The sequence below is a fragment of the Psychrobacter glacincola genome, from assembly GCF_965118485.1.
Lineage (GTDB): Bacteria > Pseudomonadota > Gammaproteobacteria > Pseudomonadales > Moraxellaceae > Psychrobacter > Psychrobacter glacincola_D.
In genome coordinates this window covers 142,796-160,406 of record NZ_CBCPJH010000002.1, presented here as the reverse complement: position 1 = coordinate 160,406, position 17,611 = coordinate 142,796, and the positions used below count along the sequence as shown (strand labels likewise).

Annotated in this window: 17 protein-coding genes; 10 read left to right on the top strand and 7 right to left on the bottom strand. The window is 41.4% G+C overall.

The features are described from left to right. On the top strand, positions 1 to 552 hold the full coding sequence (locus ACMHKH_RS01570) for a protein disulfide oxidoreductase (RefSeq protein ID WP_413518930.1): 552 nt from the start codon (positions 1 to 3) through the stop codon (positions 550 to 552). Positions 553 to 872: 320 nt separating this feature from the next. After that, the gene (locus tag ACMHKH_RS01565) at positions 873 to 1,280 is read left to right on the top strand and encodes a lysozyme inhibitor LprI family protein (RefSeq protein WP_413518929.1); all 408 of its coding nucleotides are present in this window, start codon (positions 873 to 875) and stop codon (positions 1,278 to 1,280) included. Between the two features lie 116 nt (positions 1,281 to 1,396). Here the strand turns inward: ACMHKH_RS01565 and ald are convergent, their stop codons facing one another. Then, on the bottom strand, positions 1,397 to 2,512 hold the full coding sequence (gene ald / locus ACMHKH_RS01560; protein ID WP_413518928.1) for an alanine dehydrogenase: 1,116 nt from the start codon (positions 2,510 to 2,512) through the stop codon (positions 1,397 to 1,399). A 555-nt stretch (positions 2,513 to 3,067) separates the two neighbouring features. On the opposite strand from ald, the gene ileS reads away from it, so the two are divergent. Both ileS and lspA read left to right on the top strand, forming a co-directional pair. Next, the gene (ileS, locus tag ACMHKH_RS01555) at positions 3,068 to 5,911 is read left to right on the top strand and encodes an isoleucine--tRNA ligase (protein ID WP_413518927.1); all 2,844 of its coding nucleotides are present in this window, start codon (positions 3,068 to 3,070) and stop codon (positions 5,909 to 5,911) included. Then, positions 5,904 to 6,542, top strand: coding sequence for a signal peptidase II (gene lspA, locus ACMHKH_RS01550; protein ID WP_413518926.1), 639 nt, complete (start codon positions 5,904 to 5,906; stop codon positions 6,540 to 6,542). The genes ileS and lspA overlap by 8 nt, the downstream gene beginning before the upstream one ends. Before the next feature lie 113 nt (positions 6,543 to 6,655). On the opposite strand, the gene ACMHKH_RS01545 is transcribed toward lspA, so the two are convergent. The 4 genes from ACMHKH_RS01545 to ACMHKH_RS01530 form a co-directional block, all read right to left on the bottom strand. After that, positions 6,656 to 7,315 (bottom strand): DUF1294 domain-containing protein, encoded by a 660-nt coding sequence (locus ACMHKH_RS01545; protein WP_413518925.1) that lies wholly within the window; start codon positions 7,313 to 7,315, stop codon positions 6,656 to 6,658. Positions 7,316 to 7,503: 188 nt separating this feature from the next. Beyond that, complete coding sequence (locus ACMHKH_RS01540) at positions 7,504 to 7,929, bottom strand: hypothetical protein (RefSeq protein ID WP_413518924.1); 426 nt, start codon at positions 7,927 to 7,929, stop codon at positions 7,504 to 7,506. After that, a complete protein-coding gene (locus tag ACMHKH_RS01535) occupies positions 7,926 to 8,456 on the bottom strand; it encodes a hypothetical protein (protein ID WP_413518923.1) in 531 nt (176 codons plus the stop codon). Before ACMHKH_RS01535 ends, ACMHKH_RS01540 begins: the two co-directional genes overlap by 4 nt. 11 nt (positions 8,457 to 8,467) lie before the next feature. Then, positions 8,468 to 8,863, bottom strand: a complete 396-nt coding sequence (locus ACMHKH_RS01530) for a hypothetical protein (protein ID WP_413518922.1) — start codon at positions 8,861 to 8,863, stop codon at positions 8,468 to 8,470. Positions 8,864 to 9,352: 489 nt separating this feature from the next. Here ACMHKH_RS01530 and ACMHKH_RS01525 point away from each other — a divergent pair, with 489 nt between their 5' ends. Beyond that, positions 9,353 to 9,850 (top strand): FKBP-type peptidyl-prolyl cis-trans isomerase, encoded by a 498-nt coding sequence (locus tag ACMHKH_RS01525; protein ID WP_413518921.1) that lies wholly within the window; start codon positions 9,353 to 9,355, stop codon positions 9,848 to 9,850. A 41-nt stretch (positions 9,851 to 9,891) separates the two neighbouring features. Continuing rightward, positions 9,892 to 10,932: an aldo/keto reductase gene (locus ACMHKH_RS01520; protein ID WP_413518920.1), complete on the top strand. Its 1,041-nt coding sequence runs from the start codon at positions 9,892 to 9,894 to the stop codon at positions 10,930 to 10,932. 134 nt (positions 10,933 to 11,066) lie between these two features. On the opposite strand, the gene ACMHKH_RS01515 is transcribed toward ACMHKH_RS01520, so the two are convergent. Then, positions 11,067 to 11,867 carry a lysophospholipid acyltransferase family protein gene (locus ACMHKH_RS01515; RefSeq protein WP_413518919.1) on the bottom strand — a complete coding sequence of 267 codons (801 nt, stop codon included), beginning with the start codon at positions 11,865 to 11,867 and terminating at the stop codon, positions 11,067 to 11,069. 454 nt (positions 11,868 to 12,321) lie between these two features. Between ACMHKH_RS01515 and hflX the strand changes: the two genes are divergently transcribed. The 4 genes from hflX to ACMHKH_RS01495 all read left to right on the top strand — a co-directional run bounded on the left by hflX (position 12,322) and on the right by ACMHKH_RS01495 (position 16,443). Continuing rightward, positions 12,322 to 13,791, top strand: a complete 1,470-nt coding sequence (gene hflX, locus ACMHKH_RS01510) for a ribosome rescue GTPase HflX (protein WP_413518918.1) — start codon at positions 12,322 to 12,324, stop codon at positions 13,789 to 13,791. A gap of 253 nt (positions 13,792 to 14,044) precedes the next feature. Further along, the gene (locus ACMHKH_RS01505) at positions 14,045 to 14,473 is read left to right on the top strand and encodes a CidA/LrgA family protein (protein ID WP_413518917.1); all 429 of its coding nucleotides are present in this window, start codon (positions 14,045 to 14,047) and stop codon (positions 14,471 to 14,473) included. 31 nt (positions 14,474 to 14,504) lie between these two features. Continuing rightward, positions 14,505 to 15,194, top strand: a complete 690-nt coding sequence (locus tag ACMHKH_RS01500) for an LrgB family protein (protein ID WP_413518916.1) — start codon at positions 14,505 to 14,507, stop codon at positions 15,192 to 15,194. Between the two features lie 430 nt (positions 15,195 to 15,624). Continuing rightward, positions 15,625 to 16,443: a lytic transglycosylase domain-containing protein gene (locus ACMHKH_RS01495; protein ID WP_413518915.1), complete on the top strand. Its 819-nt coding sequence runs from the start codon at positions 15,625 to 15,627 to the stop codon at positions 16,441 to 16,443. A gap of 186 nt (positions 16,444 to 16,629) precedes the next feature. On the opposite strand, the gene tsf is transcribed toward ACMHKH_RS01495, so the two are convergent. Further along, positions 16,630 to 17,514, bottom strand: coding sequence for a translation elongation factor Ts (gene tsf / locus ACMHKH_RS01490; protein WP_413518914.1), 885 nt, complete (start codon positions 17,512 to 17,514; stop codon positions 16,630 to 16,632). Positions 17,515 to 17,611: the final 97 nt, after the last annotated feature.

Sequence of the window (17,611 nt, the reverse complement as noted above, 5' to 3'; positions counted from 1 at the left end):
ATGACGACTGATATCGACAAGACGACTCAGAAACCTAAGAGAACAGCGCAGCAAAAAGCACTATCCACCCTTAAAACTTTATTATTATATGGTCTGATGTTTGCCATTATTTATACTGCCGTTAATTGGTGGCGTCAGCCGGTCATGCCAGCTAATCCACAACTACAGTTAACAGATTATCAAGGACAGAGCGTTGACTTGGCATCTATGAGTAAAAATAAACCTACGCTGGTTTATTTTTGGGGAACGTGGTGTCCGATATGTAGCGTGACTTCGCCGACTATCAATACCTTGGCAGTGGAAAATAACTATCCAATAGTCACTATCGCTATCAAGTCTGGCTCTAACCAAAAGCTAAATAGCTATCTTAATGAGCATAACTATAACTTTACGACGATTAATGACCAAGAAGGCGCTATCTTTGATGATTGGCAAGGACAAGTGACACCGTCTTATGTGATATTAAAAGATGGTGAAATGGCACAAGGACTGACTGGCATTCAGCCTCTATGGTCACTTAAATTGCGCTTGTGGTTGTCGTCTGTTTTCTAATTTTCTAGATCAAAAAGTCAGCTTCACTATGCTTATGGCATTTTTTAATATCTCTCTACTTTATCTTAAATAAATATAGCTAACCCAAGCTCATTATAGTTAATTCTAAATAAATCGATATATCTATACATTGATACATTCATAATACCGTGCTACTGGTGCTAATTTTCCTTGCTTGCTGTTCGCAGGTGTGACAGAGGCAGCGAAAAACCTACTCCAGTAGCACTTGTATTGGTTTTAAAGGAATTCAATTATAGCTGGCAAACATTTGTTATAGTAAACCTTCACTTAATCTTAATAATGGACTTGAGGTTTGAAAAATGAACTGGAAGAGTACTGATATCGCACTTGTTACGGCTACGTTAATCAGCATTTTAAGCATGACTTCAGCAAACGCCGAACTTAAAGATTATTATAATGAATGCATAAGCAAATATGAGACTATAAATAATTCAAGACTCTATGAATGTGCTGGATATGCCGATCCAAAATATAAAAGTGCCATGAATAAAGCTTACAATCAAATTTATAAATCGCTTAAAGTGAATGGACAAAACTCCAGTAATGCAGATAGTTTTGAAAAATCACAACTCGGTTGGCTAGATTATCGTGATAAGCATTGTGCTCTAGAAGGGAGCTATATTGGTAGTCCAGCACACCCGCTTTGTTTGGTTTCTAAAAACAAAGACCGTGCTGAAGAGTTAATAAGCTTCTCAGAGAATTTTTAACAGATATTTTTTTAAAATATATCAAAAACTGAATCTCAAACTAAAAACCTGCCAATCGAATGTTGGCAGGTTTTATTTAATTTAATAGAACACGCTTTGGCTAAAACGAACTGAACCTAACTAACGAAAGAAGCAAGCTGCTTATACTCATAACCCAGTGCTTCTGCCACGGCTTTATAAGTCATATGACCTTGCGTGGTATTAACGCCTTTTGCTAAAGCGGCATTATCATGACAAGCACCTTTAAAGCCTTTTTTAGCAAGAGCTTGGATATACGGCAAGGTAACATTAGACAAAGCAATGGTTGAAGTACGTGGTACAGCGCCAGGGATATTAGCCACCGCATAATGGATAATACCGTGCTTGGTATAGGTCGGTTTATCATGAGTGGTGATACGGTCTGTCGTCTCAAATAGACCACCTTGGTCAATCGCGATATCAATAATCACACCGCCATCAGCCATATCTTTGACCATCTCTTCAGTGACTAGCTTTGGTGTGGCTGCACCCGGAATCAATACGGCACCAATCACCAAATCGCTGTCTCTCACGCTATTGGCGATATTAACCTTGTTTGATATCAGCGTTTGGACATTGTTGCCAAACATCTCTGATAACTGTTTTAAGCGTTTAGGATCCAAATCTAAAATTGTCACACTAGCATGTAAACCAACGGCAATTTTTGCCGCTTCCGTACCCGATACACCGCCGCCGATAATAGTAACACTACCTTTTTTCACGCCGGGCACACCGCCAAGCAACATCCCCTTACCGCCATAAAAAGACTGCAAAAACTGCGCGCCAATCTGCGTACTCATGCGCCCAGCGATTTCACTCATCGGCGTGAGTAACGGCAGAGATTTATCGTCTAACTGTACCGTCTCGTAGCCGATTGCCGTCACTTTATTATCAATCAATACTTTAGCAAGCTCAGGCTCATTTGCCAGATGTAGATAGGTAAATAGGATTAAGCCGTCTGTTAAATATTGATACTCATCAGCTTGTGGCTCTTTTACTTTAACAATCAGCTCGACATCCCATACTTCAGCCGCGCTGTTGACGATAGTTGCGCCCACTTCTTTATAATTATCATCAGTAAATTGTGAGCCGATGCCAGCGCCTGTCTCAACGATGACTTCGTGACCATCATCAACCAAAGCACTAACGCCGCTTGGCGTTAGACCAACGCGATTTTCGTTATTCTTTGTTTCCTTGGGGATACCTATTTTCATAACTGCTCCATGTTATAGTGGTTTAAGATATTGATATATAAAAGACAAGCTTATAGCCACATGCGACGAGTATTATTTTTAATACGCGCAAAGGCGCTAGAGGCTATAAAAAACCTATATGAGTAGGCATGTATTACATTTCTTTAAGTCGAATTGAATCGGATATGATATGTGGTGCAGATTAAAATCAATGAATAAAAACAGTTAAATCAACAACGACGATAGACTACTGAGAGTAGGGATTATCGGAGGATAGTGATATGATGCTATCTTGCACACAAAGACAGCCTAGATATTGATTACTCAGTCTATTATCACCGTTATTATCCTAGCAGATATAAAATAAGTAGCAATCGCTCGTTAAATAAATTTTGTGACGATTTTAGCGGACGTAGAGACGATACTCGGCAGCTCTTTTTACCCCACTGTTTTTGTCATATAATAGCGAGTATTATCTACTCTCCATCCAATTATTACCTTACCTTTTGTAGCCAGCTTTACACGCACTTTTTAATTCAATTTACATTTTCATTACCATTCTAAAAGACGCCTTCTATGACTGATAAAAGTACTGATATGCCAAGCCAAGACTATAAAGACACTCTAAACCTTGCCGATACGCCATTTGCGATGCGTGCAAACCTTGCCAAACGCGAGCCAGATTGGCTGGCTGCTTGGGAAGCTGATGACGTGTATGGCAAAATTCGTCAGGCGCGTGCTGGGGCGACCAAATACATTTTGCACGATGGCCCTCCATATGCCAACGGACAGATTCACTTAGGTCACGCGGTCAATAAAGTACTTAAAGACATTATCGTCAAGTCAAAAACCTTATCAGGGTTTGATGCGCCTTATGTGCCCGGTTGGGACTGTCATGGTCTGCCTATCGAGCAAAAAGTCGAAGCTAAGTATGGCAAAGTTGGTCAAAAGGTTTCTGCAACCGAATTCCGTGGTCTATGTCGTGAATACGCCAGTACACAAATTGAGTTACAAAAATCAGATTTCAAACGTCTGGGTGTATTTGGTGATTGGGACAATCCCTATCTAACCATGAACTTCCACCAAGAAGCCAACATCGTACGTGCGCTTGCCAAAATTTATGACAATGGTCATGTGACGCGTGGCATGAAGCCGGTTAACTGGTGCTTGGACTGTAGCTCAGCGCTTGCAGAAGCGGAAGTTGAATACCAAGATAAAGTCTCCGATGCTATTTACGTCAGCTTCGATGTTTTAGACAGTGATAAAGTGGCAGCATTTGCTGAAATCGACGGCAATATCGCTGCTGTTATTTGGACGACGACGCCTTGGACATTGCCTGCTAACCAAGCAATTTCAGTACATCCTGAGCATGACTATAGTGTGGTCGCAACTGAAAACGGCAACTTACTATTGGCGACTGACTTGGTTGAGTCGGCGTTAAGTGAATTTAAACTTGATAATAAAGGTATTCTAGCTACCGTATCAGGTCGCGAGCTTGAAGGTCTACATGCTCAGCATCCGCTTATCGAAGCGCGCCAAGTGCCATTAATCTTGGGCGATCACGTAACGACTGATAGCGGTACTGGCTTAGTCCATACTGCACCGGGTCATGGTCTTGACGATTATATCGTTGGTCTAAAATATAATTTGCCTGTTGAAAACCCTGTCAGCGGTACGGGCGTTTATTTAGAAAGTGCAGCGGTATTTGCCGGTGAGCACATTTATAAAGCCAATCCACAAATCATCGCCACCTTACATGAAAATGGTCATTTAGTTAGTCATACCAAAATTGAACACAGCTACCCGCATTGCTGGCGTCATAAGTCACCGATTATTTTCCGTGCGACGCCGCAGTGGTTTATTAGTATGGAAACCAAAGGTTTACGTGAGCGCGCGCTTGCTGATATTCCTAATGTCACATGGACACCAGCATGGGGGCAAAATCGCATTGAATCGATGATGACAGGTCGCCCAGATTGGTGTATCTCTCGCCAGCGCACATGGGGTGTGCCGATTACTTTCTTTACCCATAAAGAAACGGGCGAGCTGCATCCAAATACGCTTGAGCTGATGGAAGTTGCGGCACAAAAAATTGCCGAGGGCGGCGTAGAAGCATGGTTTGATGCCAGTTGCGAGGATTTCTTAGGCGCAGAAGCTGCTGATTATGATAAAGCGACTGATACCTTAGACGTTTGGTTTGACTCTGGCACGACGCATTTTGCTGTACTTGAGCAGCGCGACGAGCTGACCAACCCTGCTGATATGTATTTAGAAGGCTCTGATCAACATCGCGGCTGGTTCCAGACTTCTTTACTAACATCAGAGGCTATGTACGAACGCCCGCCGTTTAAGCAAGTATTGACTCACGGTTTTGTCGTCGACGAAAATGGTCGCAAGATGAGTAAGTCACTTGGTAATATCATCACCCCGCAAGAAGAGATCAATAAAACGGGCGCAGATATGTTGCGCTTGTGGATTGCTTCGAGCGACTATCGTTATGAGATGAGCGCCGGTAAAACCGTCTTTAAGGGTGCAATAGATATGTATCGCCGCATCCGTAACACCCTGCGCTTCTTGCTTGCCAATACTGATGACTTTGATCCAGCCACCAATAGCGTTGATATCAATGAGCTGGTCAGCCTTGATAAGTTCATCATTGAGCGTACGCAAACGGTTCAAGCACAAATCATTAGTGCTTATGATGCGATGGACTTTCATCAAGTCACCCAGCATATCACCGCGTTTTGCTCGCAAGACTTAGGCAGCTTCTATTTAGATATTATCAAAGACCGCCAGTACACTACTCAAACTGATGGTCAACCACGTCGCTCAGCGCAAACAGCAATTTATCATATCGTCCAAGCACTTATTCGCTGGATTACGCCGATTTTGTCGTTTACTGCGCAAGAAGCGTGGGAAGTATTGTATGGCGCTAATAGCTATGTGTTCACCGAAGAATGGTACATTTTCCCAGAGTTTGAGCTAAGCGCTATTAGCAATGATGACTGGCAACGTATCATGCTCGCAAAAGATATGGTCAATAAACGTATCGAAACAGCGCGCGGTGAAAAAATCATCAATGCCAACTTATCAGCTGACGTCAATCTATATGCTAATGGTGCGATGCATGAAAGCCTAGCTAAGCTTGGCGAAGAGCTGCGTTTTGTCCTCATTACCAGTAATGCAACCTTAAAGCCTTTGAGTGCTGCTCCTGCTAATGTAGTAAACACCGATGAGCAAGCAGATAGTAGTAATACAGCCGCAGATTTAGTCGTTGAAGTGAACGCTGCAACGGGCACCAAATGCGTACGCTGCTGGCATATCCGTGATGACATTGGCACAGACAGCGCGCACCCTGAGTTATGCGCTCGCTGTGCAACCAACGTCAGCGGTGATGGCGAGGTGCGCTACTATGCCTAATTCAACGCCTAATCCCACGAACTTACCGGATGACAAACAGCCGCCTATCGACGTTGACAATACTCCAGAACCAGCTCACGCCACCACAGGTAGCTCATTGATGCCAAAAGGACGTTTAAATAAAGCGCCAAAGATGATGTCTAATGGTCGTCTTGCGCTTAATTGGTATCTGTTGTCACTGGTCGTAGTTATTTTTGATCAGTGGACGAAATGGTTAGCTAACACCAAGCTCACTTTCCTTGAACCAGTACCGGTGATTGAGCCGTTTCTCAATTGGACGCTTGCTTACAACTACGGCGCTGCTTTTAGCTTTTTGGCGGATGCTGGTGGCTGGCAAAAATGGTTTTTTGCAGGACTAGCGCTATTGATGTCGCTGTTCTTGATAGGCTATCTAGCTAAAGCGCCTCGACAAGCCAAGCTATTATCACTTGGCTTAGCCTTGGTATTAGGCGGTGCCGTGGGTAATTTAATCGATCGCTTATTACATGGTCACGTCATTGACTTTATCCATGTGCATTATGCCGACGTCTGGCATTATCCTATTTTTAATATCGCTGATATTGGTATCTGTATCGGTGTAGCACTGATTGTGATTGATATGCTATTTTTGGAAAAGAAGCGTGAAATTTAACGCCTATAACTCTAATTAGCTTATTAAAATATAGATAGCTGTCTCAATAAAAAAGGTGGGTTACGAATACGTAATTCACTTTTTTTTTGACTTTCATCTTTACTATTCGAAACCTATAACAACCCTTCCAAAAAATCTAAACCGCCACCCGCTAGTATAAATAACAACCCTGCCATATTAATAATGACGGTCAAATAATACGCTAAGCGAAACTCCGCTTTTTGTGACTTATGCCGCAAGTAAGTTTGCGCAACCATTGCCCCAACCCAGCCGCCAAGCGCACTTAACAGATGCAAGGTTGATTCAGGGGTGCGCCAATCGCCACTTTGAGCAGCTGCTTTGTCTTTGGCATACATCGCATAGGTTATGAATCCTAAAGCCACATACCAACCCACAACCAGCCAGCTTAGCTTATTCATGACCGCCAATAATATTAAGACGCCATAAAACCCAATACCAAGGAATAAACGCTTCTTTTGCCCTGCTTCAAATTCTGCTTGCGCACTGCGTTTATGATTACGCTGGCGAATTTGTTGATTCTTTTGCGCCATTTTTTGTTGTACAAAACCCAGCTCTTGCACCTCTTTTGCCTGCAGTCGTCTTTGATTATCGTAGCAAGCGGTAAAAACAACCTCTTCACCAATAGCAGGACGACGCTGGGCTTTAAATTCGCTGACATGAAAAAATACCGACTCGCCTGCTGTTGTTTCGATAAAGCCAAAGCCTTTATCATCTTGCCACTTTGTGACTCGACCTTGTTGTTTATTTGGCATGCTCACCTAATTTTTTAACATCAATTAATTTCGACAATTATTATATACTTTTCAGACGGATATAAAAAAGCTAAGAGCTTTACTCTTAGCCTTTTTACTACGTATAAAGTATTTTCTAATATATGGAGAATCATACCCCTCAAACAGCAGAGAAAGATATAAAGTAATCTCGATGATTTACTAGCTTTTTACTCTACAGCATTAGCTGATAAGAAAAGCGATTTTGATAAAGATGAGAAGAAGTCTTGATATATTTTAGGGTTTTCAATTGGCTTTAGGTTGTACTGCGCGTTTGCTCTAACGATTGTAGACTTGTTAGTAGATGAAGATCGTGCAGTTACCGTCATTCTAACCTTGTTACCATTATATAATCTGGTAGCTGAAACTGTACCAAGATCAGTGTCAGCTTTATCAATGACAAAGCTCAAGTCTTGTAACGTTGATATGACATTTCTGACAACAATATTTTTATCGCTAGTATCAAAAGATCTAGTTTGCATACTACGTAATTCTACTTGATTGTCTGCCCCTAAAATTCTAGCGTCATGGGTTGTAGCACAACCGCTAATAAGAGTTAGACCGGCTGTAAAGAAAGCTATTTTTAATAAGTTCATATTTCTTGAGCCTCTAAGAATACTGATTTGGATAGTTTGGTAAAGAACTCATTGTATAGCTCTTCTGTTTTCATTGTTTCGGCTCTGGTTTCTTGTCCCTGTGTGTTTATCACAATACGTTGGAAAGTGGCCCTAGCTAAATAACCGTTCTTATTATTTTTAGACGGCAACGTTACGAAACTAACTTTTATCTGTTGCTGGCTATCAATCGACATGTTTGCGCCGAGAAACACGGCTGCTAATACAGCACCTGCCATCTGCGCATTATTAGTAGCATCTACAGTTTTAGATGCAGTAACAACGCCAGATTTTGTTTCTGTCTCATCTATTGAATACCCCATGTCTTGCAACACGGCTACTCCAGCTGAAAGAAGTGCTATTTCATTGTTTGTTTCAAAAAATCTCGACTGCATTTGTCGATCTTGTAATGAAGTCTCTGCTACTTGGAACAAGTTTTCTGGTGCAGTTGTAGCACAACCTGTTACCCCTAAAGCGCAAGCAATAACTACGTATCTAAGCTTTTTCATTTAGTTTGCCTTTAGAATTTTGAGGAATGATAGGCAAAGTCTCTTACCAAGTTTTGCTCATCAAATTTTATTATGATGGTCAGTGTTCTTTGTGATCTAGAGGATGCTCCTGAACTAGTCTGTCCGCCAGCTAAAACAGCAAATACCCAGCCTGTACTTGATGATTGCACGGTATCTGTTGCTACTTTATCGTAAACCCAGACTTCTCTTCTTTGATCATCTGTAGACACCATGTTTGGTGAGCCAAGCGCTTGTAATACATCTGCGCCACTCATTCCAACTTTAATCTGTTTTTGGACAACACCCACAGATATATTACTGTTGCTTTGAACTTGCTCAGCATGCTGCGATGCAGAAACACAGCCGCCGATTGATAAAGCAGCAAGTAGCGTAAATACGACTTTCATTTTTCTTCCTTTAAAATTAATAAATAATTTAGCTATAAATCTCAACTCTCTATAGCGTTAAGCTTATTCAGTTATCTCAAAGAGATAAAGCTACTTAATAAAGCTTTTATAGAATACTTTATTCTTAAATTAGACAAACTTAGAGTGGTAACTAACTTGAAAACATAAATAGAAAGTAAAACCATGAAATTCTTAAAAATTAAGAATAATAATATTTCATCAATAATTTACATTATAAAAATAATATTAACATTTTAAGTACATTAAATAAACTTAAGTAAACAAAAAATTATTCTTAAAATGTAATTAAAGTTTTTATCTTGATATATAAGTATTTGAGCAATTCAAGTACTGCATCAGATAATTATAAAAATTATTTAGCTGTTTTAGCGTCTCCCAAAATCAGAATCGTGTTTAATCAAGCCATTATGATAAACTTGTCAATGTAATTAGCCCTATAAATCCTACTTAATGATGGATACTATTATCATGACCGACTCGCAATTTATCACCCCCAATGAAGATGTACGTATCACTTTTGGCAGCCTTGTTAAGCTGCATTTTGAAGTATCGCTCGAGAACGGTACGCTGATTGATTCTACTTTCAATCGTGATACGCCGGTGACGTTAACTATCGGTGATGAGAGCTTGATGCCCGGCTTTGAGCAAGTGCTAATGAATCTACGTGCAGGCGATACACGCTCCGCTCATCTCGAGCCAGAGCAAGCGTTTGGCGACTGGAATCCTGACAATATGCAACGTTTCAGCCCTACTCAGTTTGCCCTTATCGCGGACAATCCTGAAATTGGCATGCTAGTAGAATTTGAAGACAAAGGTAAAAATACTCTACCCGGCACGATTAGCGCCATCACTGATGACGAGATAGAAGTAGACTTTAACCATCCGCTTGCTGGACAATCCGTACTATTTAAAATCAAAATCTTTCAAGTAACCCCGCCTGGTGTCACTGGTATCAAGCTGATTTAGAATAAAGAATCATTTAGAATAAAATAAAAAAGGATAAATAGATGCAATATCAAACACTGCCACAACTCAATGAAAAAGTTTCTAAAATCTGTTTGGGAACGATGACTTGGGGACAGCAAAATAGCGAAAGCGATGCACACGAGCAGATGGATATGGCGCTTAGCGAAGGCGTAAATTTTTGGGATACCGCTGAGATGTATCCATCACCGCCAGATAAAAACAAGCAGGGTGATACCGAGCGCTTTATGGGCACGTGGTTTAATAAGACCAAACAACGCAACAAAGTCATTCTTGCCAGTAAAATATCGCCGATGGATTTTTTGCGTGATGGGCAAACGCGTTTTAATGCCGCACATATTAGTAGTGCTATTGATGGCAATCTTGAACGTTTGCAAACTGATTATATCGATATTTACCAATTACACTGGCCTGAACGTCAGACAAACTATTTCAGTCAGCGCGGTTATACCGAATCAATGGCAGCGCAGCCGCTTGATGATTTAACGCCATTTTTAGAGACCATCCAAGCGTTAAATAATGAGATTAAAAAAGGTCGTATTCGTGCTTATGGTTTATCAAACGATACCGCTTGGGGATTAATGCGCTACTTATGGGAAGCGGATAAAAACGGTTTGATTGCACCCATTACTGTGCAAAACCCATATAGTTTGCTTAACCGTTTATATGAAGTGGCGATGGCAGAGATTGCCCATCGCGAGAATGTCGGTTTACTTGCTTATTCACCGCTTGGCTTTGGCGTATTATCTGGTAAATATCTCGACGGCAAACGTCCAGCTGGCGCGCGTCTCACTATGTATGATCGCTTTGCCCGTTATAATAATGAGCAAGCACTATCAGCCACCGCTCAGTATGCCAAAATCGCAGCCGATGCAGGTTTGGATATGGCACAGATGGCATTAGCCTTTGTCAATTCGCGCTCGTTTGTGACCAGTAATATCATTGGTGCCACTTCTACCGAACAGTTAAAATCCAACATTGATAGTATCAATGTAACGCTAAGCTCTGAGGTATTAGCTGCTATCGAAGCCGTCCATACTCAGCAACCGAATCCTTCACCATAGTTTGATAGACGTAAAGCGTTTATAAATTAAGGCTTGGATATTTAGTAAGCAAAAAAAGGCACAAATCGCGAATATGTTCACTGCGATTTGCGCCTTTTTACACAATATTAACTAAGCAATTTAAAAATATAGCATTAAACTTTTGCTATTTTAGTCAAGACGCGCGAATGTAATTCAGCTAAGCCTTCTTGCATACGTGATTGTAATAAGTCCGTCAGCTGGCTTTTGGTCATATCTTTAGGATCGATCGCCTCTAGTGGTAAGACGTAAGCGGTGACATTTTTACTATCTAACACCTTCTTTAAGCTGTCTTTCATCGTCAGCTTGCCGTAATAAGGCAACTCCTCGCTTAAGGTACCGTCTTGATTGACATAAGCAATCACTAGCGGGCGTACAGGTACGTCAGCATCTATCGCCGCTTGTAGCAAGGTGCCATGAATGCGCTTGATTTTTTTGCCATCGGTGGTGGTTGCTTCAGGGAAGAATATAACCGAAAAGCCTTTGGTTAAAAAGTTAGCAATTTGCGACGCCACTGAACCGGCATCACCGGAGCCACGCTCGATAAATACCGTACCTGCCGCATGGGCTAATTTCCCAAAGATCGGCCAATCACCAATTTCGGCTTTGGATAAGAAAAAAGCAGGGCTGACGGTACCGACCACAGGGATGTCCATCCATGATACATGGTTAGAGACCCATAGCCCATGAAGTTGCTCCACGCGCTCAACGGCAATGACCTTGACGCCAAAAGAGCCTGCCATTTTGCGACAAAAAACTTGAATATAGCGTGGCAGTGTTTCGCGTGGTGGCTGCTTAAATGCCCCGATACGTTGGGCTGCGCGCATCCCACCAGCGATGGTGGTCGTCATGCCAGCAATTTGTTTGCCGCGTCCCAATTGTTGTTTGAGTGAGAAGCCTGACTTAGATTGGCTCATCTGTGTCCCTCGTGGTTAAAAACTTATGATTATATATTGTAAACAAACGCAATGAGTATAACAAAGTTTATTTAGTCAGTGACGACTTGTTCACTGAGTTATGAATGGTTTTTGTGAGTAATTTACCTCTGATGTCTCTCATTGATTTATTTTAGAAAGAATCTAGCACTGCTAGAATGAAATTCTGACCAATGATATCTGTAACATAAAATCATCACTAATTTTGTGAATACGCTTTAATATCAATTGATAAGACCACATATAAATAGTTATCTGAACGCGACTATTATGCTTATAATATTTATATTATCTTTGTTATATTTTATCGATAATTTATCCACTGTATCGAATAAAACTCAAATATTTAGAACAGTTATTTTGAATTAAGATTTAGAACCGATATGCAGAATAAGCAACGTTGCGATTTATTTACTTTATGGATAGGTGATACTCTTTGGAATATTTTGAAAGACATACCGGTGGCGAGCGCGCCATCATCGTACACTTAGACATCCGCCAAATTCAAGATCCTGATGATTTAGGTGAATTTGAGCTACTAGCAGATTCAGCAGGCGCAGACCGCTTAGCACTAGTCACAGGCTCGCGTGCGCGTCCCGATGCTAGATATTTCGTCGGTAGCGGTAAAGCAGAAGAAATAGCAGAATTGGTGCGCGAGCATGATGCGGATATCGTGCTTTTTAACCACAGCTTATCGCCATCACAAGAACGTAATATTGAAGCCTTGGTACAATGCCGCGTCCTTGATCGTACTGGACTGATTTTAGATATTTTCGCCCAGCGTGCACGTACCTATGAAGGTAAACTACAAGTAGAGCTGGCGCAGCTTAATCATTTATCGACGCGCTTGGTGCGTGGTTGGACGCATTTGGAACGTCAAAAAGGCGGTATTGGCCTACGTGGACCCGGTGAAACCCAGCTTGAGACGGATCGCCGCTTGCTCCAAGTACGAGTCACACAGCTTAAAAGTAGAATCGAGAAAGTTAGACAGACTCGCGCGCAAGGTCGAGCCCGCCGCCAAAAATCAGACGTACCGACTATTTCGCTCGTTGGCTATACCAATGCTGGTAAGTCTACTTTATTTAATCGCTTGGTCGATGAAAATATCTATGCGGCTGATAAGCTGTTTGCAACGCTCGACCCTACCTTGCGTCGTTTAGACTGGCAAGGGGTTGGACGCGTGGTATTGGTTGATACCGTAGGTTTTGTCCGTCATCTACCACATGAGTTGGTTGAATCTTTTCATGCGACCTTAGAAGAGACGCTAGAGGCTGATTTATTACTACACGTCATCGACTCCTCCAGTGAAGATATGCATGAGCAAATCGAAGCGGTCAAAGCTGTATTGGCTGAAATTGATAATGATGTGCCTGTGCTCAATGTCTATAATAAAATCGATTTAACCGATGAGCCTGTCCGTATTGGTTATGCCAGCGAAGGTCAACCAAATCGTGTCTACGTCTCTTCTCGTGAAAACCTGGGCATGGAAGAGCTGTCGTTAGCCGTGCAGCAGTTACTGACTGGCACCCTGACTACCTTTGATCTGACGCTACCCTATCATGCTGGGCAGTTAAAAAACGCCTTGTACGATTTAGGCGTTATTCAAGAAGAAAGCTATGATGACAGCGGTCATGAGTGCTTAACGATTCGCTTGCCAAGTGATAGACTGAGACAACTACTTGGTCAAGCCAATCTTGAGCCTTTAGATGTCTTGCCATTAGCACAAGCAACATTGCTGATGCCAATACTTGAAGAGTTTGAGCAGCCGGACGAAGTAGAAGAAAAAACCATGACGGACGCTGAAGAAAAAGCCTTTGCTGAATTTGAAGCATTAAATGCTGAAGATGAAAAATTGGTAGCAGATTTAAGTGTAAAAGATAGCCAAGCGCCCAAGTTGCAAAGCTAAGCTATTTCATCTATGTGTATGACTAGATCATAAAAGGACAGTATCGATTGATACTGTCCTTTTTTATATGTTATTCGCCTATCATGTCGCTATAGTTTTTTATTACCTGCTCAAGGAGAACCTAAGTCTTATTACCTTCTCACCTTTATTAGTTGGGTCACTCTATATATAATTACGCATATACTGCCTTCGTGGGTTTCTAACCACCACTCTTTTTAATCTCTAGTATATATCTGACATGGTCAACTTGCTTATGAAGTCTACCCATTCTTCAAAAATGCCCTTATGGATGGCGTTACTATTAACGCTCATCATGGTCATCACTGTGCGTGAGGCAGCGGTGATTGTCTGTCAGTGGGCAGGTATTGAAAAAGCCGCCAATATTGTCGGCTTATTAACGATGTTTTTCATTTTGATAGTTTGGCGATTTATAAAAGGAGTTCCAAGTTGGCTGACCCAAGCAAGTAATACCTTGCTAGTCGATAGTGGCTTTGCATTTTTGCCAGTCTCTGCCGGTGCAGGCTTGCTGTTATTTGGCTTAGGAGACGAGCTGTGGGGCTTTATGCTTACTATACTGATTAGCACACTAATACCGATTTGGGGATTTGCTGTATTGGCCAATCGTTGGCTAAATCGCGACGCTGATATGAAAGCTAATACCACTATCAACGAGCAAAAATGATAGCATTAAGCGCTATGAACAAAGGAATATTATGAGTTTTGATAGTATGTATGTGGCAACCTTTGCGGCGATATTACTGACTTTAGCCGCGCATATCATCGCTCGCATATTGGCACGCAAACTCTCATGGTTGCCGATGGTGATTACAGCATTGATACTGGTAGTTGTATTTTTATTTATTTTCCGATGGGATTACAATCATTATTATGGGGTTGCCAAACCCGTCTTTGATCATCTGTTAGGCTATGTCACGGTATTATTAGCAGTGCCTTTGGCAGCTATGAATTTCAAAGGCTTACCGATAAAAAAACTCTTCATCATTGTGGCGATGGCAAGTTTGATTGGTGCCTTATTACCGATGTCATTAGCATACCTATTGTCACTCAGTCACGATACCATACTTGCGTTTGCTAGCCGTTCAGTCACCACACCGATTGGACTTAGCATTGCAGATTTAATAAAAGCACCGTTGGCAATGGCAAACTTAATTATTATTGTTTCAGGTGTTATTGGTGGTACATTGGCGCGTTTCTTATTTCGTGGTATTGAAGATGACCGCGCTAAAGGCTTAGCGCTTGGTTTGGTCGCTCATGCGTTCGGAACTGTAGAAGCTTGGCAAATCAGTCATACAGCAGGGCGTTATGCCGCGTTTGGCTTGGCTGTTAACGGTTTGGTCACCGCTATCTGGGTGCCTATCTTTGTTACAGCAATGTCTATCTAAATACGTTTTAATATTTCATCCAATATGCAAACTTATCATGGTATTTCACTACTTTTTTGCCAGTATGAGCAATGGTAGCTCTCCTCTATTTTACCCTCATTTAAAATATCCTTTATTCACAGCTAAGCACGTGATCCATAAGCCGCTCTTCAATACCATATTGATTTCATTAAAAATTTTTACAATTTAAATATCTGTTTTGATGTTTTAAAAGGGCAATCAGATATAGTCCTAAGTTATTTTATGTTATAGTAAGCAACTATTATTTTTTGTATCTATTGCAATTGGTTTTGTTAACCATGGTTTTGCGTTGTAGCACTCAAGGTTAGTGACTATAAAATATTGCAGACAGGATAACCGCTTTGTTGCGCAAACCGATGCGTCCATGAGCAAGGCAATTTGCTACTACTCGATAAAAAGTGATAACCCTATGATAAATATTGCACCTCTAGTCACCCGCTGCTTGTCACCTATTTTACTCACCACCGTCGTCCTATCTAGTCTACCGATTGCCGCTCAAGCAGGCAATATGTACATCTATAAAGATAAAGGTGGTCAAGTACTCCTAACCAACGTCAATCCCAGTGGTAATTTTGATAAATTCACCAAAAAAGTAAAAGTCACTTATTATAAAGACTCTAATCTATATGATAGTGGAAGCAGCAGCGCTAGCAGCAATAACTATGGCAGTAGCTCTGCAAGCAGCAGCGGTACTCGCAACTCTTATGATAGCTATATTCTTGCCTCAGCCCAGCGCCACGGTGTCGATCCGGCACTTATGAAAGCCATGATGCATACTGAATCTGCCTTTAATCCTAACGCTCGCTCACCAGTCGGTGCACAAGGTTTGATGCAGCTGATGCCAGCAACGGCACGTCGATTCAAGGTGAGTAATCCTTGGAGCCCTGCTGATAATATTGAAGGCTCAGCCAAATATATCGCTTGGCTAATGAAACGTTTTAATAACAACGTAGAGTTTGCGGTTGCCGGTTACAATGCTGGTGAAGGTAACGTTGATAAATATAACGGCATTCCACCTTTTAAAGAAACGCGTAATTATGTCAAAAGTGTGATGAGCCGCTATCATAGTTTATATAAAAACGACTCAGGACTATCTGGCAATACGATGAATGCTAATAACAGCAATTCTACTAATACCAATAACGCTAGCGGCATGCAAAACGTCAGTTATGGCACCAGTAGTAATAGCGCCAGTTATGCCAATTCTGCTTATTTGGCATTACGTTAGTATTGATACTTGGCACCATACTAAACAGCTTAAAAATGCAGCATAAAAAAAGCCCGTTAAGTAAATAACGGGCTTTTTTGTGCGTGGCTGCTTCATAGTTATTAAATTAATATACGTGAAACGACTATAAAGCAAACCTATAAGTACTGAGCAAAAATATACTCAGTACTTATTGCATTCTAAAATTTACTTATTAGCTAGAGCTTGGGTTGCAGCAACTTCAGCAGCAAAATCTTCTTGCTTCTTCTCAATGCCTTCACCAACTTCTAGACGTTTGAAACCAAATACTTTTACGCCTTCAGCTTTTAGTACGTCACCAACTTTTTTCTCGTTGTCCATGACGTATGGCTGACGTAATAAAGTCACTTCTTCTAGGTACTTACGTAGGCCACCTTCGATCATTTTTTCAACGATGTTGTCAGGCTTGCCAGACTCACGTGCTTTTGCTTCAATGATATCTTTTTCGCGCGCTAATAAATCAGCAGCAACGTCTTCGTCATCGATAGCAACTGGGTTGAACGCAGCGATGTGCATAGCAAGGTTTTTACCAGTTTCTGCACTACCACCTTCATAAGATACCACTACGCCGATACGTAGACCATGGCGGTATGCAGCAATGTTAGCACCTTCAAGTACTTCAATACGGCGAATTTGGATGTTCTCACCGATTTTTTGAACCAAAGATACACGTGCTTCTTCAACAGTCTGACCATCGCCATACGGTAATGCAGAGATAGCAGCAACGTCAGTTACGTTGTTTTCTAGCGCAAGGTTAGCCGCTTTTTCTGCAAATGCCGTGAAGTTTTCATCTTTTGCAACGAAATCAGTTTGGCAGTTCACTTCTAACAAGAACGCTTTGTTTTCGCCTTGAGCGATAATGATAGCGCCGTCAGCTGCGATATTACCGGCTTTTTTAGCCGCTTTCGCTTGACCAGATTTACGTAGGTTATCAATGGCAGTTTCGACATCGCCGTTTGATTCTTCTAACGCTTTTTTACATTCCATCATGCCAAGACCAGTACGGTCACGCAATTCTTTTACCATTTTGGCAGATACTTTTACTTCTGACATAAGAGTTACCTTTTATTATGTAGGTGAATACTGTTATCTATGGAAGTGCAAAATCTTAAATGCACTTAAATTCTGTGTAACACTTTAACAATACTAC